Here is a 20,732-nt window from a genome sequence, read left to right on the forward strand (position 1 = left end):
CCGGAGCGGGGCCCGCGCCCGAACGGTGGAGTGACCGCCGTCGGGGGTCAGCACCTCCAGTGGCGGGCCCAGGCCCGGGCGGTGAGTTACACCCGACCGAGTCGCACGCCCGGCGGCGGGCCCGCGCCCGAACGGTGGAGTGACCGCCGGTCTACCCGGCCCGTCCGACCCCGCCCGAACGATGGGCGACCTCCCTTCGACACAGTCCGTCCAACACCGAGCCCGCGCCCGTGCAGTGGCGACCTCGGTTCACCCGGCCCGTCCGGCGGCGGGCCCGCACCCTGGCGATAGAGCGCCCCCGGTCAATCCGGCCCAGCCGTCGGCCGGCCCGCGCCCGGGGCGATGCGGCGACTCCCGTCACGTCGACCCGCCCAGCACCGAGTCCGCGCCCATGCGGTGAGGCCCCGTCACCACCCGGCCCGTCCGACACCCTCTCCGCCCGAAAAATGGGGCGCCCTCCTGTCGACACAGCCGCCCAGCACCGAACCCCCGGCCCGAAAAATGGGGCACCCCCCGGGGCCTGGTCACCCGTCGGCTCGGCCAATCCAACACCGAGCTCCGCCCGTGCAGTGAGGCGACTCCCGCCGAGCCAACCCCTTCGGCACCTGGCCCGCGCCCATGAAGCGAGCTCTCCGGTCAGGACGGCCGGCGCCCGGCGAGCAGCAGAGCGACTCCCGGGCTCAACGGTCCCGCTCCCCCGCCTCCAGCTTCGTGATCGTCGCAGTCACCCGTGCCGCCCGGGTCTGTGGTGTCCGGGCTCGGAGGATGGTGAGCATCGTGAGGTAGCGGTCGGTTCGGCCGAGTTTTTCGAAGGCCGCTGCGGCACGGGGGCTCAGGGCCAGGGCTGACGCGAGGTCTTCCGGGACCTCGGCCTCCTGCTGGGACGCGTAGGCGGCGGTCCATCGGCCGTCCGCCTGCGCGGACTCCACCTCCTCGCGTCCGCCGGGGCGCATCCGGCCCGCGGCGGTCAGTTCCTCCACCCGCCGGACGTTGACCATGGACCAGAGGCTGCCGGGGCGTCGCGGGGTGATCCTCTGGAGGTAGTACGACTCGTCGAGGCGCTTGCGCTGCCCGGTGATCCAGCCGTGGCAGAGCGCCACGTCGTTGACGTCGGCGGCGCTGACGGAGGGGATGCCCGAACTCTTCTTGGCGACCTTGGCCCAGAGGCCGGGATACGGGGCGGGGTGGGCCGTCAGCCAGGAGTCCAGGTCGGCCACGGTGGCGAAGGTGAGCGGGTCCGTGCCGTCGGAGGTGGTCATGGCACCACCGTAGGGACCGAGTAGGACAGATTCCGTCCGCTATACGAGCAGTGCGCGTGCCTGTTCGCGGGCGTCGGCGATGGCGTCCGGGAAGATGTTCAGGCCGTGGGCGACGAGCGCGCCCTCGTGCAGGAGCATCAACGCCCGGGCCAGACCGGCCGGTTCGTCCGGGGCGATGTCCGCGGCGAGGCGGCCGAACAGGGCGAGCATCCACTGCTTCTGGCCGGTGATGATCGGGTGGGCCGGGTGGCCGGGGTCGCTGATCTCCGCGTGGGCGTTGACCATGCTGCACCCCTTGGGACTGCTGTCCCGCGCCCATGCGCGTGAGGCGTCGAAGATCACCAGGACGCGCTCCCGCGGGTCGGGCCCGGCCGCGTCCAGGCGCTCGCCGAGAAAGGCCCGCCAGCGCTCGTCGCGGTCGGCGAGGTACTCCACGACGATCTGCTCCTTGGAGCCGAACCGGTCGTAGAGGGTCTTCTTCGTCACCCCGGCCTCCGCCGCGATGAGGTCGACCCCGACGGCATGGATGCCGCGCTCGTAGAACAGCCGCGCGGCGGCCTGAAGGGCGCGGCGCGCGGCCGGCGTCAGCGTGATCCGGCGGGGGGCTTCGGAGGCGGTGGTACCCATGGCATCCGAGTATACCGATCTGTATAGTCGAGAGCGAACGGGTAAACCGATCTGTCTAGTGGTGGTCATGCCGTGAACATCCTGCTCTCCTTCGCCTTCGTCCTGTGCTGGAGCTCCGGGTTCATCGGAGCCAAGCTGGGTGCGGGCAGCGCGTCCGCGCTCACGGTCCTGATGTGGCGGTTCCTGCCGCTGGCCGTCGTCCTCCTCGCCGTCGCCGTCCTCACGCGGTCGACCTGGCGGGGGCTCACCGCCCGGGACGTGACCCGGCAGGCCGTGGTCGGCGTGCTGTCGCAGAGCGGCTATCTGCTGAGCGTCTACTACGCCATCCAGCTCGGCGTCTCCAGCGGCACCACGGCCCTGATCGACGGCATCCAGCCCCTCGTCGCCGGAGCCCTCGCGGGACCGCTGCTCGGGAGCCACGTCTCGGGCCGGCAGTGGATCGGCCTCGGCCTGGGGCTGAGCGGTGTCGCCGTGGTCACCCTGGCCGACGCCGCCGCCGGGACCGACGTGGCCTGGTGGGCGTACGCCATTCCGCTGCTCGGCATGCTGTCCCTGGTCGCGGCGACGTTCCTGGAGAGCCGCTCCCGCTCGCGGGTCGCCCCCTCGGTGTCGCTGACCGTCCACTGCGCCACCAGCGCCGTCCTCTTCACCGCCCTGGCCCTGGGCGCCGGAGCCGCGGCGCCGCCGGCCGAGGGTGCGTTCTGGGTGGCGGTCGCCTGGCTCGTGGGCCTGTCCACGTTCGGCGGATACGGGCTGTACTGGCTCATCCTGAAGCGCTCCGGCGTCACCGAGGTCAACACCCTGATGTTCCTCATGGCCCCGGTCACGGCCGTCTGGGGCGCGCTCATGTTCGGCGAGCCGTTCGGCGTCCAGACCGCCCTCGGACTGGCCGTCTGCCTCGCGGCCGTCGTCGTCGTCCACCGCGGTGGAGGCCGGGGGAACGGCGCTTTGACCGCCGCCCGGGGAGAGCGGCGGGAAAACCGGTGGACCCGGTCCTCCGAAGCCGCCTAACGTGCCTGTCGTGTCCAGCCCCGAGGCGTCCAGAGTGCGGCCACCGGCTCTCCGGTGGCTGCTTGTGATGCCGGGCCGCTGAGGCCCCTTCTTCGCTCCGCCGCCGGATCGCCGACCGACGTGTCGTGTTCGTCGTCGACTTCCGGGTGCGGAGTTTCCTCATGCCGTTCGCTCTTCTTCTGCTGGGCCTTGCCGTGTTCGCGCAGGGAACGTCCGAGTTCATGCTGTCCGGGCTGGTGCCGGACATCGCGCGGGATCTGGGGGTGTCCGTTCCCCAGGCGGGCGCGCTGACCTCCGCCTTCGCGGCGGGGATGGTCGTAGGGGCGCCGCTCGTGGCGGGTCTCGCGCGGCGCTGGTCGCGGCGGGGTGCGCTGTCGGCGTTCCTCGTCGTCTTTCTCGCCGTCCATGTCGTCGGTGCTCTCACCGGCAGTTTCGAGGTGCTGCTCGCCACGCGGGTCGTGGGGGCGCTCGCCAGCGCCGGGTTCCTCGCCGTCGCCCTCGTGGCAGCCGTGGACATGGTCCCGGCGGACGCGAAGGGCCGGGCGACGTCCACGCTGCTGGGCGGGGTGACGCTGGCGTGTGTGGCCGGGGTCCCTGCCGGGGCCGTGCTGGGCGGGCTGTGGGGCTGGCGTACGGCGTTCTGGGCCGTGGCGCTGGTGTCGCTGCCGGCCCTGGTGGCGGTGGCGTGGTCCGTGCCGGGCGGGACGGCCGAGGGTGCGCCGCCCGCGCTGCGCGGTGAGCTGCGGTCGCTGGGCAGCCCTCGGCTGATCGTCACCCTGCTGCTGGGCGCCCTCGTGAACGGGGCGACGTTCTGCACCTTCACTTATCTCGCGCCGCTGGTCACCGAGGTGACGGGGCTGGGCAGCGCATGGGTGCCCGGGGTGCTCGCGCTGTTCGGGGCCGGGTCGTTCGTGGGGGTGACCGCCGCGGGGCGCATCGCCGACCGGCGTCCCGTGCCGGTCCTCGCCGGCGGAGGCGCCGCGGTCGGCGTGGGCTGGTGCCTGCTGGCCCTCGGGGCCGGGCACCCGGTCCTGGCCCTCGGGCTCGTCTTCGTCCAGGGGGCGCTGTCGTTCGGCGTCGGCTCCACGCTGATCGCCCAGGTGCTGTACGCGGCGCCGGGCGCGCCCACGCTGGCCGGGGGTTTCGCCACGGCCGCGTTCAACGTGGGCGCCGCGCTGGGCCCTTGGGCCGGTGGCGCGGCGATCGGCGCCGGATTCGGGTACCGGTCGCCGGTGTGGGTGAGCGCGGGGCTGGTCGCGTTCGCGGGCGTCGTGGCCGGGGTGATGCGGTGGCGGCGAGGGCGTCTCACCGGCGGCCAGGAGCCGCTGCGGCGTTGAGCTCAGGCGGCGGGGCGAGGCGCTACGGCGTCGCCGGGTTCAGAATCCGCCCCCGAAGTCCCCTCCACCGCCGAAGCCTCCACCACCGAAGTCCCCTCCCCCGAAGCCGCCGCCGAAGTCGCCGGAGTCGAAGTTGGCGCCGGAGACGTCACCGCCCTCGTACCCGCCGAAGTCGCCGTAGCCGGAGCCGTAGTCGGCCGCGTAGGCGGGGGCGGCCATCATGCTGCCGAGCATGGTGCCGACGAGGAGGCCGGGCAGGATGCCGCCGGCGAAGTAGCCGCCGGCCCAGGGGCCGTACGCCGGGCCGGCCTCCCAGTACGGGCGGCGGCCGTAGTCGGTGTCGACCTCGCGGATCACCGGGTCGCGGCCCTCGGCGAGCCGGGCCTGGTCGGCCGCGCAGACGGGGACGTCGCGCACGGTGCCGCCCGAGGGCGTCCAGCTCGCGTCGGCGACCGAGGGGCCGTGGCGCGGGTCGAAGAAGCAGGGCGGGCGGCGTTCCGGCAGCCGGTCGCCCTCGCGCCGGGCCGCGAGTCGGGCCAGGGAGAAACGGCCGTCCTCCACGGTCTGGGTGACGGGCCGGACGTCCTCCGGTTTCGCCGCGGCCGCCATCAGGGACTTCGCCTGCTCGTAGGAGTCCAGGGCACGCTCGTAGTCGGCGCGCATCGCGTCGTCGGCGCCGGGTTCCCCGGGATGGAAGTCGAGACGGTCGAGTTCCTCGCCGAAGGCGGTGATGTCCTCGTCGACCACCACCCGCAGCTTCTCCAGGGCGGCCCGCTGCTCCTCCTCGTGGCGGCGCCGGTTGCGCCGGACCACCGCGTAGGTGCCCACTCCGCCGGCCGCGACCAGGGCACCGAACGTGATCAGGCCGCCGACCGGTACGTCGGTGCCCGAGCCGTCGCTCCAGCTGCTCGGCGCCGTACCGCCCACGCTGCGCAGGGCATCGTCGACGAAGTCGTTCAGCTGGGCCTTGGTGTCGCCCGCGTCCCGCACGGCCGTGACCAGGTTGGACACCGCCTGGCGGCTCATCACCGCGCTGTCCGCACGGGCGTCGAACTCATCTCCGAGGCGGATGCCGTACAGGCCGGTCACGCCGGTCTCGGTGCGGAGGTTCCGGAAGAGGTCCTGCGTGGAGACATCGGCCGGGAGCACAGCCACGAAGACGGGCTTGTCCGCGTCCTTGATCTTGTCGGCGAGCGCCTCGGCGTCCGAGGCGGCCAGCTGGTCGGAGGCGGCCGGATCGACGTAGACGGGGTTCTCGCGCAGTTCCTCGGCGACCTTCGAGAGGTCGGTGGCCGCGTGCGCGCCCGGCGCACCGGCCATCAGCGCCACCAGTACGGCGGCGACCGGCACGATCAGCAGACGTACGAGGGTACGCACCAGCGCGGCCTTCATATGTTCGAAACTACCTGAATCTGCACAGAAAGGGATATCGGTAGGAGCGGGGATTTCGGGACGCCACTGCGCCTACGATGCCTCTGGCTCACTGCCGTGGGCCGTGCCGGGCCCGGCGGGTCCACCGGTCGTAGCGGAAAGGGCGGGATCAGGGGCATGTTCGGAAGACGCAGGACCGCGGACATGACAGTGTCCGCACTCGCCGAGCTGGACCGTTCGCGTGCGCGGGCGGACCTGTTGTGGGAGTTGTTCCGGCATGCCGAGGCGGAGGTGACGACGGCGATCGGCTGGTACCTGGCGCGGCGCCGGGGGCCGTCGCGCTGGTCGCGGTCGCTGCGGGCGCTGGCCGCGCTGCTGGGCATCGTCGGCACGCTGACTCCGCTGGTGCACGCGGCCGCCCCTACCGCCTTGCAGCCCGAGTGGGGTTTCGTGTTCCTGGCCGGCGGGGCGGGCTGTGTCCTCTTCGACCGGATCTTCGGGTTCTCGGCGTCCTGGACGCGCTACATCCGCACGCAGCAGGCGCTCCAGCAGATCCTCAAGAGGGCGCAGGCCGATTGGGCGCAGGCGTATCTGCGGGCCACCGACTCCCCCAGCGACAAGGAGCAGGCCGCGCTGCTCGGGGTGATCGAGCGGCTGCGGACGGACGCGCAGCGGATCATCGAGGACGAGGGGTCGGCCTGGGTCGGCTACCTGGCCGACGGGGTCGAGGAACTGACCCGCGCCACGGTCCACGCGCCCGGTCAGCGATCCAACGGGGCGGGGCTGTTCCGGCTGGACCGGGCGGCGGGGCGTGATCGGGGCGGGGACGCGCATGCGGTGCCGCGTCCCCGGGATACGGCGATGTGACCCACCTCGGCTTTCGGGTGCTCTGCGTGAGTGCCGGTGCCGGGTGGGTCCGCAGTCCGCGTTTCGAGGTGCTCGGCGTTGTCGCTGAGGCCGGGTGGGTCCGCAGCCCGGCGTAGCGGGGTGCCGCTGCGCCCACCCGTGCCGCCCCTGGCGGCACGCATGCCCGCAGCCAGGACGGTTACTCCGCCGGAGCAACCCCCGCCCGCAGCAAGCCGTACGTGTACGCGTCCTCCAGGGACTGCCAGCTCGCCGCGATGACGTTCTCGGCGACGCCCACCGTGGACCACTCGCCCGCGCCGTCGGACGTGGAGATCAGGACGCGGGTGGTGGACTGGGTGCCGTGCTTGCCTTCGAGGATGCGGACCTTGTAGTCGACGAGCTCGAGCTTGGCGAGCTGCGGGTAGATCTTCTCCAGGCCGACGCGCAGGGCGCGGTCGAGGGCGTTGACCGGGCCGTTGCCCTCGGCGGTGGCGACGATGCGCTCGCCCTTGGCCCACAGCTTGACCGTGGCCTCGTTGGCGTGGGACCCGTCGGGCCGGTCCTCGACGATGGCGCGCCAGGACTCGACCTCGAAGTAGCGCAGCGGCTTGCCCTGGACCTCGGTGCGCAGCAGGAGTTCGAAGCTCGCGTCGGCCGCCTCGTACGTGTAGCCCTGGAGTTCGCGTTCCTTCACCCGCTCGACGACCCGGCCGACCAGCTCCCGGTCGCCGCCGAGGTCGATGCCGAGTTCCTTGCCCTTGAGCTCGATGGACGCGCGGCCCGCCATGTCGGAGACCAGCATCCGCATGGTGTTGCCGACCAGCTCGGGGTCGATGTGCTGGTACAGGTCCGGGTCGACCTTGATGGCCGAGGCGTGCAGCCCGGCCTTGTGGGCGAAGGCGGAGAGGCCGACGTAGGGCTGGTGCGTGGAGGGGGTGAGGTTGACGACCTCGGCGATCGCGTGCGAGATACGGGTCATCTCGCGCAGGTGGCCCTCGGGCAGGACCTTCTTGCCGTACTTCAGTTCCAGCGCCGCGACGACCGGGAAGAGGTTCGCGTTGCCCACGCGCTCGCCGTAGCCGTTGGCCGTGCACTGCACATGGGTCGCACCCGCGTCGACGGCGGCCAGCGTGTTCGCCACCGCGCAGCCCGTGTCGTCCTGCGCGTGGATGCCGAGCCGGGCGCCCGTGTCGGCCAGGACCGTGGAGACGACCGCCTGGATCTGCGCCGGGAGCATGCCGCCGTTGGTGTCGCAGAGGATCACCACGTCCGCGCCCGCCTCCGACGCCGTACGGACCACGGCCTTCGCGTACTCCGGGTTCGCCCGGTAGCCGTCGAAGAAGTGCTCGCAGTCGACGAAGACCCGGCGGCCCTGCTCCTTCAGGAACGACACCGTGTCGCGGATCATCTCCAGGTTCTCGTCCAGGGTGGTGCGCAGGGCGAGCTCGACATGGCGGTCGTGGGACTTCGCGACGAGCGTGATCACCTCGGCGCCCGACTCCAGCAGCGCCTTGACCTGCGGATCCTCCGCCGCCTTGGCTCCCGCGCGCCGGGTCGCGCCGAACGCGACGAGCTGGGCGTGCCGGAACTCGATCTCCTGCTGGGCGCGGGCGAAGAACTCGGTGTCCCGGGGGTTGGCACCCGGCCAGCCGCCCTCGATGAAGCCCACGCCGAAGTCGTCCAGGTGCCGTGCGATGGCCAGCTTGTCGGCGACGGTGAGGTTGATGCCCTCCCGCTGGGCGCCGTCGCGCAGGGTGGTGTCGAAGACGTGGAAGGAATCGTCGAGCTCGCTGGTTGCGGTCATGGTCTCAAGGCTCCTGAGGATTGGATCTCGGTCGTACCGGAATGACCGGCTCCACCGCCCCCACATACTCCCTCGCGCTCTCGCTCCTGGCTTCGGGTGGGCCAGAAAAGCGAAAAACCTCTCGCGGGTGCGAGAGGTCTGCGCGCGGGTCGAGGACGACGGTGTCCGCCCGTACCTGGTCGTACGTGGCGGTCACTGCGGACCGGCGCGCCTGCTGCCAATAATCATGGCGAACGAGAGCACGGGGGCAGTCTGGCACAGCCCCCGTGCCTCGCTCACGGTTGTCTCAGGATGCGGTCGGTCACCTGATACGGCGCACGAAGACGTGCGAGGTGTCGTACGTGTCGCCGGGCACCAGGTCGGGCGAGGAGCTGCTGAAGGCGGCCGTGCGGCCGTTCCGGTCGATCACCGGCGCGGACACGCTCTGGTCGTTCGGGCCGCCCTCGGCGTCCGGGCTGGCCAGGACCGTGCGCCCGGTGCGCAGGTCACGGACGTAGGCGCGCGTCGTACGGTCCGGGTCGCCCGGGTCGGCCGAGACGAAGGCGAGGTACCGGCTGTCGGTGCCGAGCCGCGGAAACGCGGTGAAGGCGGCCGGGTCGGCGGCGTCGATCCGGCGCAGGTCCCCGGTCTTGAGGTCGCGGACGAAGACGTTGTGCCCCTTGTTGGTGTCGCCCGGGGTCAGCTGCGAGTCGAGCGAGTTGAAGACCGCGTACCGGCCGTCGGCGCTGATCTGCGGGAACTCGGTCTGCCCGTCGGACTTCAGGCCCTCCGGCGCCAGGTCGGCGTGGAACAGCTTCCCGCTCGGCACATCACGGACCCAGGCGTCGCTCCAGTCGCCCGAGGAGGGGTGCGGGACGAAGAACTGGTAGCCGACGCGGCTGCCGTCGGCGCTGATGGACGGGTTGGTGGCGGCGGTCTTCCGGTCGGTCGCGGCGGGCACCTGGCTGATGCGGACGGCCTCGCCGCTGGTGCGGTCGACGCGGTAGACGCGCCCCCGGACGTCGTCGCCCTGCGTGAACTCCGATCGCTGGGCGACGAAGGCGACGTAGCGGCCGTCGGCGCTGATGGCGGGCTGCCTGCCGGTGTCGTAGCCGGTGTCGACGTCGTCCGCGATGCGCTGGAGGGTGCCGGTCTTCAGGTCCCTGACCCAGATGTGGCTGCGGCCGTCGCTCGTGGCGGCGAAGGCCAGGTACCGGCCGTTGCCGCTCAGGGCGACGTCGTCGACGGATCCGTTCACGCCGTCGCCGGCCGGCCGGGTCGTGCCGGTCTCGAGGTCGCGCACGAAGGCGTCGGCGAGGCCGTCCGTGTCACCGGCGACGAGGTTGCCGGCGCGGGAGACGAAGGCCAGATGGCGTCCGTCGGCGCTCAGGCTCGGCCCGCCGGAGGAGGCGTCGCCGTCGCTGCCGTCCGGGGCGACGCTCGCCTTCTCGGTCCGCGGCACCGGCGCCGGCGCGGCGGTCGCGGGCAGCGCGGCGGCGGTGCCGACCGTGACGGCCAGGGCCACTCCGAGCGCGACGGACGTGGCCCTCCTGATGCTGGTCATGTGCTGTTTCCCCCTGTGGTCCCGCATCCCCGTGCCCCCGTGGCCCCGTGGACGCTTCTCCCCCGGCCCCGCGCCGAGGGCTCCACCAGAGCCAACATCACCACCGGTCAGGGGGTCAATCCGCCGAATTGAGTACAACGCGGGCGGGCGTTCAGGTGTCCGCGAGGAGGCTGTCCTCGAGGAACTCCCGCACGTGCTGGAGGACTTGTGCCCGGTCGGTGCCGCGCAGGCCGATGGCCACGTGGATGGCGAAGCCGTCCAGCAGCGACCGCAGGCGGGCGGCGAAGCGGTCGGGATCGACGCGGCGGAACTCACCCCGCGAGATGCCCTCGGCGAGCAGGGCGACCAGATCGCGGTGCCAGACGCCCTCGATGGCGGCCTGCCGGTCGCGGGCGACTGCGTCGACGGCAGCGGTCTGCGAGCGGTTCCAGACCTCCAGCCACAGCGTCCAGTGCGGGTCGCGGTGACCGTCGGGGACGTAGAGGTCGACGTAGGCGTCGAGGCGTTCGCGGGCGGTGGCGGAACGCGTCAGCAGCCGTCCGCGCTCGGCGCCCAGCCGCCCCTCGCTCCACTCCAGGGTGCGCAGCAGCAGTTCGTCCTTGGAGCCGAAGTAGTAGAGCAGGTGGCCGCTGCTCATCCCGACCTCGCGGCCGAGCGCCGCCATGGTGAGCTTCTCCAGACCGCGCTCGGCGATCATCTCCATGGCGGCGGCGAGCACGTCCTCGCGGGGCGGCGCCTGCCTGCGCCCACCGGCCATCTGCGGCTCCCGGGTTCTAGATCTTCGGCTGCTGCTGTGTGATGCAGTGGATGCCTCCACCACCAGCGAAGATCGTACGGGCGTCCACCAGTGTCACGGTCCGCTCGGGGAAGAGCCGGCGGAAGATGCCGGCCGCGAGTTCGTCGCGGGGGTCGTCGAAGCCGCACAGGACCACACCGCCGTTGCAGAGGTAGTGGTTGATGTAGGAGTAGTCGGCCCAGTGGCCATCGGCCTCCAGGACGGTCGGTGCGGGGACCTCCACGACCTCCAGGCGGCGGCCGCGTGCGTCCGTCCGGGACTTCAGCAGGCCGATGACCTCCTTGGTCACCTCGTGGTCGGGGTGTGCGGGGTCGGGCTGGGAGTGCGCCACGACGACTCCGGGGCGGGCGAAGGCCGCGACGATGTCGACGTGGCCGAGGGTGCCGAAACCGTGGGGCGGGTAGTCGCCGGTCAGTCCGCGCGGCAGCCAGATCGCCTTCCGGGTGCCGAGCTGGGCGTGGATCTCCTCCTCGACCTGCTCCCGCGGCCAGTCCGGGTTGCGCTCCGGCCCGAGCTGGACCGTCTCCGTCAGCAGGACGGTGCCCTCGCCGTCCACATGGATCGCCCCGCCCTCGTTGACGAGCCGCGAGGCGTACGTCCGTGCCCCGGCGAGGTCCGCGACATGCGCGGCGATCTTCGCGTCGTGCTCCCAGCGGGCCCACTCCTGGGCGCCCCAGCCGTTGAACGTCCAGTCGACGGCGGCCAGTCCGCCCCTCCCGTCGGTCAGGAAGGTCGGGCCGATGTCACGCATCCAGGCGTCGTCGAGGTCCCGTTCGACCGTCTCGATGCCGTCGCCGAGCAGGGTGCGGGCCTCGGCCGACTGCCCGGGGCCGCACATCACGGTCACCGGCTCGAAGCGGCGGACCGCACGGGCTACGGACGCCCAGGCGATCCGCGCGGCCGCGAGGTCGTCGGGGGCGTCGAAGGTCGGGTTGGGGCCCGGCCAGGCCATCCAGGTGCGCTCGTGCGGGGCCCACTCGGCGGGCATGCGGAAGCCGTCGGCGGCTGCGGACATCGGTGATCCTTAGAGGAAGTAGAGGCGGTTGAGGGAGACGGACTCGGCCGGCTCGGAGCGCAGCGGCTCGCCGTCGAGGGTGACCAGACCGGTGCGCTGGTCGACGTCGACCGCTCCGGTACGGGAGTTGCGGCGCAGGTCGGCAGGCCCGATCCCGCGTGTGCCGCGCACGGCTACCCTGCGGCGGCGGGTCGGCATCGCGTCATGCCCCTGGTCCACGGCGGCCTGCGCCACGAACGCCACCGAGATGTCGGCCGGTGTCGCTCCGTGCGCGCCGAACTGCGGCCCCAGCACCAGGGGTTCGCAGGTGTCGGTCGCCGCGTTCGGGTCGCCTGTCACGCCGTACGCCGGGAAGCCGGACTTCAGCACCAGCTGCGGCTTGGCGCCGAAGTACTCCGGGCGCCACAGCACGATGTCGGCGAGCTTGCCGACCTCCAGCGACCCCACCTCGTGCGCCAGGCCGTGGGCGAGGGCCGGGTTGATGGTGAGCTTGGCCATGTAGCGCAGGACGCGTTCGTTGTCGTGGTCCTCCGGGGCGCCGAACTCGGACTTCATCTTCCCGGCCATGGCGAAGGTACGGCGGACCGTCTCGCCCGCGCGTCCCATGCCCTGCGCGTCCGACGAGGTGATGCCGATCGCGCCCAGGTCGTGCAGGACGTCCTCGGCGCCCATGGTGCCGGCGCGGATGCGGTCGCGGGCCATGGCGGCGTCACCGGGCAGGTCGGTCTTGAGGTCGTGGACGGAGACGATCATCCCGTAGTGCTCGGCGACGGCGTCCCGGCCGAAGGGCAGGGTCGGGTTGGTGGAGGAGCCGATGACGTTCGGCACGCCCGCCATCTTCAGGACGTTGGGGACGTGCCCGCCGCCGCAGCCCTCGATGTGGAAGGCGTGGATGGTCCGGCCCTCCAGCACCTTGAGGGTGTCCTCGACGGAGAGGCACTCGTTCAACCCGTCGCTGTGCAGGGCGACTTGGACGTCGTGCTCCTCGGCGACGCGCAGGGCGGTGTCCAGGGCGCGGGTGTGGGCGCCCATGTCCTCGTGCACCTTGAAACCGGAGGCACCGCCCTCGGCCAGGGCCTCCTCCAGCGGGGCCGCGTGGGACGACGAACCCCGGCCCAGGAAGCCGATGTTGACCGGCCAGGCGTCGAACGCGTTGAACGCGTGCCGCAGCGCCCAGGGCGAGTTGACGCCGACGCCCCACACGGGCCCGAACTCCTGCCCGATGATCGTGGTCACGCCGGCGGCGAGCGAGGCCTCCATGACGCGCGGCGACAGCAGGTGGACGTGGGTGTCGACGGACCCGGCCGTGGCGATGAGGCCCTCGCCGGAGACGATCGACGTGCCGGTGCCGACGACGACGTCGACCCCGTCGAGGGTGTTGGGGTTCCCGGCCCGGCCGATCGAGCAGATCCGGCCCTCGCGGATGCCGATGGACACCTTCCGGATGCCCTGGACGGCGTCGATCACGACGACGTTGCTGACGACGACGTCACAGGTCTCCCGGACGGCGGCGGCCTTGAGATGCAGCCCGTCGCGGGCGGTCTTGCCGAATCCGGCGAGGAATTCGTCGCCGTAGCGCTGGGAGTCGGACTCGACCTCGACGGTGAGGCCGGAGTCGCCCAGCCGGATCCGGTCGCCGGCACGCGGGCCGTGGGTGGCGGCGTACTCGTACGGGGTGAGGCGGCGGGCCTCGGCAGGGTGTACTCCTGGGCGGCTCATCGCTCGGCCTCCTGATCAGCTGTGTCCGGTACGCCGAGATAGCCGCAGGCGGCGGCGCGGCGCAGTGCCTCCTCGCGGGCGCCGGGCACGTCCAGGGCTCCGTCGACCAGACCGGCGAACCCGATCGCGATCCGGTCGCCCCCCATGGGCACCAGCCCGACCTCGACGCTCTCCCCCGGCCCGAACCGCACGGTCGACCCGGCCGGCACGGCGAGTCGCATCCCGTAGGCCCGCTCCCGTGCGAAGTCGAGCCGCGGGTTCGCCTCGAAGAAGTGGAAGTGGGAGGTGACGGAGACGGGCACGGTCGCGGTGTTGGTGACCGTCAGCCGCTCGGCCGGTCCGGGCTCGGCGTGCTCGGGTCCCGGCAGCAGCGCGCCCGGGGCGGCCGGCCCCGATCCGCCGCCGATGGGGCCGGAGACGACCGCGAGCCGTGAGCCGTCGTCGAAGACCGCCTCGACGTGCACCTCGGTGACGACGTCGGCCACCCCGGGCAGCACGTCGTCGGGCCCGAGCACGGACCGTGCGGCCTCGACGGCCTCGGCGAGCCGCTTGCCGTCCCGAGCGGCCTCGCACACCGTGTCGGCGATGAGCGCGGTCGCCTCGGGGACGTTGAGCCTCAGCCCCCTGGCCCTGCGGGCGCGGGCGAGCTCGGCGGCGCCGAAGAGCAGCAGCCGGTCGCGTTCGGTCGGGGTCAGCCGCATGTCACTCCCTCCATTTAGAGCATCACTCTAAACATTAAATTCCCTTGGCCGAAAGGTTGACGGTGAGGCGACGCACACATCACATTGAACGTCGCTCTAACCAAGGGAGACCAGCATGCCGATCGAACAGCGCGGAGTCGACACCATCCCCGAGGAGGAGCGCACCAGCGGGCCGCGCGACCTCGTGTCGATCCTGCTCGGCTCCAACCTCTGCCTGGGCGTGATCGTCTTCGGCTGGCTGCCGCCGTCCTTCGGGCTGGACTGGTGGGGCTCGGTCAGCGCGGTCCTCGCGGGCACGGTGGCGGGCGTGGTGTTCACGGCTCCGCTGGCACTGGTCTCGCTGCGCACGGGCACCAATTTGTCGACCTCCTCCGGCGCCCAGTTCGGGGTGCGCGGCCGGCTGGTCGGCTCGGTGGTCGGGCTGCTGCTGGCCCTCGGCTACACCGCGCTGACCGTGTGGATCGGCGGGGACGTGATGGTGGGCGTGCTCGGCCGGCTGGCCGGACTGCCGCAGGGCGGGACGTCGTACGCGGTCGTCTACGGCCTGCTCGCCGCGGCGACCGTCGCGGGCGCGGTCTACGGCTACCGGGTGCTGCTCGCGATGTCCCGGGTGCTGGCGTTCGCCATGACGGCCCTGCTGGCGCTCGGCGTGGCTGCCTACGCCCCCGGCTTCACCACCGCGGCGCTGCCGGAGGCCGGCGGCTATCTGCTGGGCGGGTTCTGGCCGACCTGGCTGCTCGCGGCCGTGGCGGCCGGACTGTCCGGGCCGATCGCGTTCATCACGCTGCTCGGCGACTACACCCGCTACATCTCCCCGGCCCGCCACTCCTCACGCCGGGTGCTGCACGCGACCTGGCTGGGGCTGATGCTGGGCCTGCTGGTGCCGCAGTTGTTCGGCACCTTCACGGCGTACGCGGCCGGGGCGGCCCTCGACTACGCGGGCCCGCTGGTCTCCGCCGCCCCGGCCTGGTACCTCGTCCCGCTCCTCCTCGCGGCCTCCGCCGGCTCGGTCGGCAACGCGGGCCTGATGCTGTACTCGATGGGCCTCGACCTGGACGCGATCCTGCCGCGCGCCTCCCGCGCCACGGCCACGTACACGGTCGCCGTCGTGGCCACGGCCTGTGTCTTCGCCGGGCACTACTACTCGACCGCGCAGAACGCGATGACGTCCTTCGTGCTGCTGCTGACGGCGATCGGCACGCCCTGGGCGGTCATCACCCTCATCGGCTTCGCCCGCTGCGGCGGGGTGTACGACGCGGAGGCCCTCCAGGTGTTCAACCGCCGCGCCCGAGGCGGCGTCTACTGGTACCGCGCCGGCTGGAACGTCCCGGCGACACTCTCCTGGGCCGCCGGAGCGACCGTCGGCGTCCTCGCGGTGTCCCTCCCGTCGTACGAGGGCCCGCTGCTGTCACTGACCGGCGGGGTGGACTGCAGCTTCGTGCTGTCGGGTCTGGTGGGCGGGGTGGCGTACGCGCTGTCGGCCCCGGGTTCCGTGCGTCTGGAACCCGGGGTCGGTGAGGGAAGTCGTGCTTCCAGCCCAACCGCTTCGGGTGGTGGGTGGGCATAGGCCGGGGGTCCGGGGGCGGAGCCCCCGGGGGCCAGGGCCACTCAGCCCAGCGGGTGCATCCAACCGTGCGTGTCGGGAGCCGTACCCCGCTGGATGTCCAGCAGCGCCTGGCGGAGCCGGAGCGTGACCTCCCCCGGCTCTCCCCCACTCTGCTTCCACTCCACCCCGGCCCGCTTCACCGTACCGACCGGCGTGATCACAGCGGCCGTACCGCAGGCGAACACCTCGGTGAGCGACCCGTTCTCCGAGTCCCGCTGCCACTGCTCGACGGACACCCGCCCTTCCTCGGCCTCGTACCCGAGGTCACGGGCGACGGCGAGCAGCGAGTCACGGGTGACGCCCTCCAGGATCGACCCGGTCAACGACGGCGTGACGATCCTGTCTCCGTACACGAAGTACAGGTTCATCCCGCCCAGCTCCTCGACCCACGTGTGCTCGACGGCGTCGAGGTAGCAGACCTGGTCGCACCCCTTCGTCGCGGCCTCGGCCTGAGCGAGCAGGGACGCCGCGTAGTTGCCGCCGGTCTTCGCGTCGCCCATACCGCCGGGGACGGCACGGACGCGGTCCTCGGAGACCCAGATGGAGACCGGCTTCACGCCGCCCGGGAAGTACGCGCCGGCCGGGGAGGCGATCACCAGGAACAGGTACTCGTTGGCCGGCTTCACACCCAGCCCGACCTCGGTCGCGATCATGAACGGACGGAGGTACAGGGACTCCTCGCCACCGTGCGCCGGGACCCACGCCTTGTCCTGCCTCACCAGCGCGTCGCACGCCTCGATGAACGTCTCGACCGGCAGCTCGGGCATCGCGAGCCGGCGCGCGGACCGCTGGAAGCGCTCGGCGTTCTTCTCCGGGCGGAACGTGGCGACCGAGCCGTCGGGGCGACGGTAGGCCTTCAGGCCCTCGAAGATCTCCTGCGCGTAGTGCAGCACCGTGGTGGCGGGGTCGAGGGAGATCGGCGCGTACGGCACGAGCTGTCCGTCGTGCCAGCCGCGGCCTTCCGTCCACTTGATCGTCACCATGTGGTCGGTGAAGTGGCGGCCGAACCCGGGGTTGGCCAGGATCGCCTCGCGTTCTGCGGCGGAGAGCGGGTTGGCGGAGGGCTTGAGCTCGATCGTGGGCGTCGTCATGGGTTGATGTCCTTCACCGGTTGTAGTGACGGGCCGCGCTCGGTACTGCTCTGAATGTGACCAGTGCTAGGACGTCCGAGCATTCCCTCATTCCGCGGCCTCGCGTTCGATTATCGCCCGTGGGCGGCGGAGGAAGGAACGGGGTGTTGCGACCCGGTGGTCGATGGTGGCACCCGGCGGGGAACATGCGAAAGCCGCCGGGTGCGGATGCGACCCGGCGGCTTCGTGAAAAGCAGCGGCGGGTCAGCCCGCTACTCGTACGGCGAGCGCGTCGCCGATCTCCGTGGTGGAGCGGGCGGGCTTGCCCTTCCGCTCGGAAAGGTCGGCGGCGACCGCCTCGTCGATACGGTCGGCCTCGGCCTCGTGGCCGAGGTGGCGCAGGAGCAGGGCGACGGACAGCACCGTGGCGGTCGGGTCGGCCTTGCCCTGGCCTGCGATGTCCGGGGCCGAGCCGTGCACGGGCTCGAACATGGACGGGAAGTCTCCGGACGGGTTGATGTTGCCGGAGGCCGCCACGCCGATGCCGCCGGAGACGGCCGCGGCGAGGTCGGTGACGATGTCGCCGAAGAGGTTGTCCGTGACGATGACGTCGAAGCGCTCGGGCTGCGTGACGAGGTAGATCGTCGCCGCGTCCACGTGCATGTACTCGGTGGTGACCTCGGGGAACTCCTCGGCCACCTTGTTGAAGATGTTCGTCCACAGGTGACCCGCGAAGGTCAGCACGTTGTTCTTGTGGATCAGCGCCAGCTTCTTGCGCGGGCGGGCCTGGGCACGGGCGAAGGCGTCGCGGACCACGCGCTCGACACCGAAGGCCGTGTTCACCGAGACCTCGGTGGCGACCTCGTGCTCGGTGCCCTTGCGGATCGTGCCGCCGTTGCCGGTGTACGGGCCCTCGGTGCCCTCGCGGACCACGACGAAGTCGATCTCCGGCTCGCCGGCCAGCGGGGTGGCGACACCCGGGAGCAGCTTCGACGGACGCAGGTTGACGTGGTGGTCGAAGGCGAAGCGGAGCTTGAGCAGGAAGCCGCGCTCCAGGACGCCGGACGGCACGCTCGGGTCGCCGATCGCGCCGAGGAGGATGGCGTCGTGCTTCTTCAGGGCGTCGAGGTCGGCGTCGGTGAGGGTCTCACCGGTGGCGTGGTAGCGCCGGGCGCCGAAGTCGTACTCCTTGGTCTCCAGCTTCACATCCTGCGGAAGGACGGCGGAGAGGACCTTCAGCCCTTCGGTCACGACCTCCTGGCCGATTCCGTCACCGGGGATCACTGCGAGATTGATGCTGCGAGACATGCGGGCACCCTACTCCTCGTCCCATGGGATGACACGCAGTGTCCGCGATACGGACACGTCGCCCCTCGTTCACCCGTATGTCAGACCGGTGTTGGGCCTTGCTGGGAAATTGACCCTCATGGAGACTCCCGACTTCGGCATTCCCAGGCGGCTCGCGGACCGGATGAGCATGGCGGAACAGCACGAGTATCTGCGGACGCGCCTGTCGCGGCGGCGCACGCTGGTGACGGCCGGCGCGGTGGCGAGCGGGCTGCTGACCGGCTGTTCGGGCTCCGGCTCCGGCTCCGGGGGCGCCACGGCGACCAGGGACCCGTCGCCGAGCACGTCGAAGGCGCCCGGCTCCTTCATCACCCCGTTCGGCCGCCATCTCGCCTTCGGCGCCGACCCGAAGACCCAGATGCGGATCTCCTGGCAGGTGCCGCTCGCGGTGAAGAAGCCGTACCTCCGGGTCGGCCCGCGCCCCGACGACCTCGGCCGCAAGGTGGAGGCGGAGCTGCGCGATCTGCGCACCCCGGAGCTGAAGGGCGTACGCGCGGCGGTCGAGCAGTACTACCTGCACGCGGCGCTGGACGGCCTGCGCCCGGACACGACGTACTACTACGGCGTCGGCCACGAGGGCTTCGACCCCGCGTCCCCCGGGCACCGCTCGACCATCGCGTCCTTCCGCACGGCACCCGCGAGGCCGCCGGAGCGGTTCGTGTTCACCGCGTTCGGCGACCAGGGCGTCGGCGAGGAGGCGGCCCTCAACGACCGTCTGCTGCTGCGCCAGAGCCCCGCCTTCCATCTGCACGCCGGCGACATCTGCTACGCCGACCCGACCGGCAAGGGCAAGGAGTCGGACGTCTTCGACGCCGGGCAGTGGGACCGGTTCCTCAAGCAGACCGAGCCAGTCGCCAAGTCGGTGCCGTGGATGGTGACGACCGGCAACCACGACATGGAGGCCTGGTACTCGCCGGACGGCTACGGCGGACAGCTCGCCCGCTTCTCCCTGCCGGACAGCGGTTTCGACGCGCGTACGGCACCGGGCGTGTACGCCTTCACCTACGGCAATGTCGGCGTGGTCGCGCTGGACGCGAACGACGTGTCGTACGAGATCCCCGCCAACTTCGGCTACACGGAGGGGAGGCAGACGAGGTGGCTGGAGAAGAAGCTCGGCGAGCTGCGGGCCGCGAAGGACGTCGACTTCATCGTCGTCTACTTCCACCACTGCGCGTACTCGACGTCCACGCACGCCTCCGACGGCGGGGTGCGCGCCGAGTGGCTGCCGCTGTTCGCCCAGCACGAGGTGGACCTGGTGATCAACGGGCACAACCACGTCTACGAGCGGACCGACGCGATCAAGAACGGCGAGGTGGGCAGGCCGGTGCCGGTCGGCGGGACGACGGATCCCAGGCGGGACGGGATCGTGTACGTCACCGCGGGCGGCGGCGGCAAGGAGCTGTACGGCTTCCCTGACGGCGTGAAGGAGAGCTACGAGGGAAACACCGCCGACCATGACGCGGTCGCCACGTTCCGGTGGACCAAGTCCCAGGACACGAAGGCTGAGTCGGTGGAATGGTCGCGGGTGCGCTACCGCGGGTTCTCGTTCCTCTCCGTGGAGGCGGAGAGCGGCGCCGCGCCGAAGCTGAAGGTGTCGGCGCTGGCGTCGAGCGGGGAGCGGATCGACCACTTCGAGGTGCGGCGCGGGGCGTGAGGCCCCGCACCGCGCCCCGTCGGGCGGCTCCCGGTCGGGGGGCGGCTCAGTGGCCGGTGGATCCGCCGTTGTCCCTGCGGTCGAGGGCGCGCTGGAGCGCGGCGGCGGCGTTCTTGCGGTCGGACTCGCTCGTACGGGAAGCGTGACGGACTCGGCGGCGGACGGTCGTCTCGGCCATGGGAAATCGACTCCTTCGACAGCACGGAGTGCAAGGGAGGGTTACGAGACGCCGGGTGGGGCGGGGAGCGGTGCCGCAGGGGTTGCCTGCACGGGGCCCGGCTCACGACCGCCATTCGCTTGGTCGAGCGAGACGTTCGGCTCCTACAAAACTAAGGGAGGCCGGAGCGTCTGTCTCCACAATTACTCGGACTTCCTACTATCTGAGACGGTGGACTGGGTCACACCGCGCTGAGCTGCGGTGATCCCTAGAGCACATCGCCGTCGCGCCAGTCGAAGAGCAGTGCGTGCGCGGGGTCGAGCGCACCGGCGAGGGCCGGCCGGACATACGTGCTGTCCTCTTCGTCCGGCAGGCGGACGACGCCCTCCGCCGGGCTGAGGGCGTGCACCTCACCGCGCCACAGCCGCCAGCCGCGGGAGGTGTAGAGCCGGGCGCCGTCCGCACTGGCGGACAGGGCGCCGAGGTCGTAGGCACGCTCGACGACGCGTTCCAGCTCGCCCATGACCTGCCCGCCGAGGCCGCCGCGGCGGGCGTCGGAGCGGACGGCGACGTTCTCGACGTACCCGGCGCGCAGCCACCGTCCGCGGTGCCGCACCCGGCGCATCACGACCGCCCCGTGCGCGGCGAGCCCGGAGTCGTCGTGCACGAGGGCGTGCATGCCGCCGAGGCCGTGGTCCCAGTCCTCGTCGCCGAAGTCGCCGTCGAAGGCGGCGTCCAGAAGGGCCCGTACGGCGTCGAGGTCGGCGGGGGCGAGGTCGGCGGTGTGGGCGGTGCGTACGCGGATGGTCATCCGCCCAGTATGTGAAGGGGCCGGGCGCTTCTCGACCGGTTTACGCACCGCCCGGAAG

At 71.9% G+C, this 20,732-nt stretch carries 18 protein-coding genes; 5 read left to right on the forward strand and 13 right to left on the reverse strand.

Features of this window, described 5'->3' with window-relative positions; all coding sequences use genetic code 11:
- Positions 1-680 precede the first annotated feature (680 nt).
- Positions 681-1,259 (reverse strand): YdeI family protein, encoded by a 579-nt coding sequence (locus tag ACFT32_RS34190; protein WP_382497007.1) that lies wholly within the window; start codon positions 1,257-1,259, stop codon positions 681-683.
- 39 nt (positions 1,260-1,298) lie between these two features.
- Positions 1,299-1,886: a TetR/AcrR family transcriptional regulator gene (locus ACFT32_RS34195; protein WP_382497009.1), complete on the reverse strand. Its 588-nt coding sequence runs from the start codon at positions 1,884-1,886 to the stop codon at positions 1,299-1,301.
- 72 nt (positions 1,887-1,958) lie between these two features.
- Between ACFT32_RS34195 and ACFT32_RS34200 the strand changes: the two genes are divergently transcribed.
- Both ACFT32_RS34200 and ACFT32_RS34205 read left to right on the forward strand, forming a co-directional pair.
- On the forward strand, positions 1,959-2,897 hold the full coding sequence (locus ACFT32_RS34200) for a DMT family transporter (RefSeq protein WP_382497011.1): 939 nt from the start codon (positions 1,959-1,961) through the stop codon (positions 2,895-2,897).
- Positions 2,898-3,058: 161 nt separating this feature from the next.
- The gene (locus ACFT32_RS34205; RefSeq protein ID WP_382497013.1) at positions 3,059-4,234 is read left to right on the forward strand and encodes a Cmx/CmrA family chloramphenicol efflux MFS transporter; all 1,176 of its coding nucleotides are present in this window, start codon (positions 3,059-3,061) and stop codon (positions 4,232-4,234) included.
- Positions 4,235-4,273: 39 nt separating this feature from the next.
- Here the strand turns inward: ACFT32_RS34205 and ACFT32_RS34210 are convergent, their stop codons facing one another.
- Positions 4,274-5,626, reverse strand: a complete 1,353-nt coding sequence (locus ACFT32_RS34210; RefSeq protein ID WP_382497015.1) for a hypothetical protein — start codon at positions 5,624-5,626, stop codon at positions 4,274-4,276.
- Between the two features lie 183 nt (positions 5,627-5,809).
- On the opposite strand from ACFT32_RS34210, the gene ACFT32_RS34215 reads away from it, so the two are divergent.
- Positions 5,810-6,472: an SLATT domain-containing protein gene (locus tag ACFT32_RS34215; protein ID WP_382497017.1), complete on the forward strand. Its 663-nt coding sequence runs from the start codon at positions 5,810-5,812 to the stop codon at positions 6,470-6,472.
- Positions 6,473-6,650: 178 nt separating this feature from the next.
- On the opposite strand, the gene cimA is transcribed toward ACFT32_RS34215, so the two are convergent.
- The 6 genes from cimA to ureA form a co-directional block, all read right to left on the reverse strand.
- On the reverse strand, positions 6,651-8,255 hold the full coding sequence (gene cimA, locus ACFT32_RS34220) for a citramalate synthase (protein ID WP_382497018.1): 1,605 nt from the start codon (positions 8,253-8,255) through the stop codon (positions 6,651-6,653).
- Between the two features lie 301 nt (positions 8,256-8,556).
- Positions 8,557-9,798, reverse strand: a complete 1,242-nt coding sequence (locus ACFT32_RS34225) for a TolB family protein (protein ID WP_382497020.1) — start codon at positions 9,796-9,798, stop codon at positions 8,557-8,559.
- Positions 9,799-9,949: 151 nt separating this feature from the next.
- A complete protein-coding gene (locus tag ACFT32_RS34230; protein WP_382497021.1) occupies positions 9,950-10,555 on the reverse strand; it encodes a TetR/AcrR family transcriptional regulator in 606 nt (201 codons plus the stop codon).
- Positions 10,556-10,571: 16 nt separating this feature from the next.
- Positions 10,572-11,609, reverse strand: a complete 1,038-nt coding sequence (locus ACFT32_RS34235) for an agmatine/peptidylarginine deiminase (protein ID WP_382497023.1) — start codon at positions 11,607-11,609, stop codon at positions 10,572-10,574.
- 9 nt (positions 11,610-11,618) lie between these two features.
- Positions 11,619-13,328, reverse strand: coding sequence for an urease subunit alpha (locus ACFT32_RS34240; RefSeq protein WP_382497025.1), 1,710 nt, complete (start codon positions 13,326-13,328; stop codon positions 11,619-11,621).
- The gene (gene ureA / locus ACFT32_RS34245) at positions 13,325-14,029 is read right to left on the reverse strand and encodes an urease subunit gamma (protein WP_382497027.1); all 705 of its coding nucleotides are present in this window, start codon (positions 14,027-14,029) and stop codon (positions 13,325-13,327) included. The genes ACFT32_RS34240 and ureA overlap by 4 nt, the downstream gene beginning before the upstream one ends.
- 115 nt (positions 14,030-14,144) lie before the next feature.
- Here ureA and ACFT32_RS34250 point away from each other — a divergent pair, with 115 nt between their 5' ends.
- Positions 14,145-15,596, forward strand: a complete 1,452-nt coding sequence (locus ACFT32_RS34250; protein ID WP_382497029.1) for a cytosine permease — start codon at positions 14,145-14,147, stop codon at positions 15,594-15,596.
- A 41-nt stretch (positions 15,597-15,637) separates the two neighbouring features.
- Here ACFT32_RS34250 and ACFT32_RS34255 read toward each other — a convergent pair whose 3' ends face one another.
- Both ACFT32_RS34255 and ACFT32_RS34260 read right to left on the reverse strand, forming a co-directional pair.
- Positions 15,638-16,726, reverse strand: a complete 1,089-nt coding sequence (locus ACFT32_RS34255; RefSeq protein WP_382497031.1) for a branched-chain amino acid aminotransferase — start codon at positions 16,724-16,726, stop codon at positions 15,638-15,640.
- Positions 16,727-16,969: 243 nt separating this feature from the next.
- Positions 16,970-18,013, reverse strand: a complete 1,044-nt coding sequence (locus tag ACFT32_RS34260) for a 3-isopropylmalate dehydrogenase (RefSeq protein WP_382497033.1) — start codon at positions 18,011-18,013, stop codon at positions 16,970-16,972.
- A 118-nt stretch (positions 18,014-18,131) separates the two neighbouring features.
- Between ACFT32_RS34260 and ACFT32_RS34265 the strand changes: the two genes are divergently transcribed.
- Positions 18,132-19,706: a purple acid phosphatase family protein gene (locus ACFT32_RS34265; protein WP_382497035.1), complete on the forward strand. Its 1,575-nt coding sequence runs from the start codon at positions 18,132-18,134 to the stop codon at positions 19,704-19,706.
- A 46-nt stretch (positions 19,707-19,752) separates the two neighbouring features.
- Here the strand turns inward: ACFT32_RS34265 and ACFT32_RS34270 are convergent, their stop codons facing one another.
- On the reverse strand, positions 19,753-19,884 hold the full coding sequence (locus ACFT32_RS34270; protein ID WP_095534071.1) for a hypothetical protein: 132 nt from the start codon (positions 19,882-19,884) through the stop codon (positions 19,753-19,755).
- A gap of 247 nt (positions 19,885-20,131) precedes the next feature.
- Complete coding sequence (locus ACFT32_RS34275) at positions 20,132-20,674, reverse strand: GNAT family N-acetyltransferase (protein ID WP_382497037.1); 543 nt, start codon at positions 20,672-20,674, stop codon at positions 20,132-20,134.
- Between the last annotated feature and the right edge of the window lie 58 nt (positions 20,675-20,732).

Source organism: Streptomyces sp. NPDC057002 (assembly GCF_042673825.1).
In the GTDB taxonomy this organism is placed as follows: domain Bacteria; phylum Actinomycetota; class Actinomycetes; order Streptomycetales; family Streptomycetaceae; genus Streptomyces.

What these genes read in the sequence shown, in the direction of transcription:
- ACFT32_RS34240 (WP_382497025.1), bottom strand. Translation starts at nt 13,328, where the DNA reads ATGAGCCGCCCAGGAGTACACCCTGCCGAGGCCCGCCGCCTCACCCCG.
- ACFT32_RS34275 (WP_382497037.1), bottom strand. Translation starts at nt 20,674, where the DNA reads ATGACCATCCGCGTACGCACCGCCCACACCGCCGACCTCGCCCCCGCC.
- ureA (WP_382497027.1), bottom strand. Translation starts at nt 14,029, where the DNA reads ATGCGGCTGACCCCGACCGAACGCGACCGGCTGCTGCTCTTCGGCGCC.
- ACFT32_RS34190 (WP_382497007.1), bottom strand. Translation starts at nt 1,259, where the DNA reads ATGACCACCTCCGACGGCACGGACCCGCTCACCTTCGCCACCGTGGCC.
- ACFT32_RS34235 (WP_382497023.1), bottom strand. Translation starts at nt 11,609, where the DNA reads ATGTCCGCAGCCGCCGACGGCTTCCGCATGCCCGCCGAGTGGGCCCCG.
- cimA (WP_382497018.1), bottom strand. Translation starts at nt 8,255, where the DNA reads ATGACCGCAACCAGCGAGCTCGACGATTCCTTCCACGTCTTCGACACC.
- ACFT32_RS34210 (WP_382497015.1), bottom strand. Translation starts at nt 5,626, where the DNA reads ATGAAGGCCGCGCTGGTGCGTACCCTCGTACGTCTGCTGATCGTGCCG.
- ACFT32_RS34225 (WP_382497020.1), bottom strand. Translation starts at nt 9,798, where the DNA reads ATGACCAGCATCAGGAGGGCCACGTCCGTCGCGCTCGGAGTGGCCCTG.
- ACFT32_RS34270 (WP_095534071.1), bottom strand. Translation starts at nt 19,884, where the DNA reads ATGGCCGAGACGACCGTCCGCCGCCGAGTCCGTCACGCTTCCCGTACG.
- ACFT32_RS34260 (WP_382497033.1), bottom strand. Translation starts at nt 18,013, where the DNA reads ATGTCTCGCAGCATCAATCTCGCAGTGATCCCCGGTGACGGAATCGGC.
- ACFT32_RS34230 (WP_382497021.1), bottom strand. Translation starts at nt 10,555, where the DNA reads ATGGCCGGTGGGCGCAGGCAGGCGCCGCCCCGCGAGGACGTGCTCGCC.
- ACFT32_RS34215 (WP_382497017.1), top strand. Translation starts at nt 5,810, where the DNA reads ATGACAGTGTCCGCACTCGCCGAGCTGGACCGTTCGCGTGCGCGGGCG.
- ACFT32_RS34250 (WP_382497029.1), top strand. Translation starts at nt 14,145, where the DNA reads ATGCCGATCGAACAGCGCGGAGTCGACACCATCCCCGAGGAGGAGCGC.
- ACFT32_RS34255 (WP_382497031.1), bottom strand. Translation starts at nt 16,726, where the DNA reads ATGACGACGCCCACGATCGAGCTCAAGCCCTCCGCCAACCCGCTCTCC.
- ACFT32_RS34195 (WP_382497009.1), bottom strand. Translation starts at nt 1,886, where the DNA reads ATGGGTACCACCGCCTCCGAAGCCCCCCGCCGGATCACGCTGACGCCG.
- ACFT32_RS34265 (WP_382497035.1), top strand. Translation starts at nt 18,132, where the DNA reads ATGGAGACTCCCGACTTCGGCATTCCCAGGCGGCTCGCGGACCGGATG.
- ACFT32_RS34205 (WP_382497013.1), top strand. Translation starts at nt 3,059, where the DNA reads ATGCCGTTCGCTCTTCTTCTGCTGGGCCTTGCCGTGTTCGCGCAGGGA.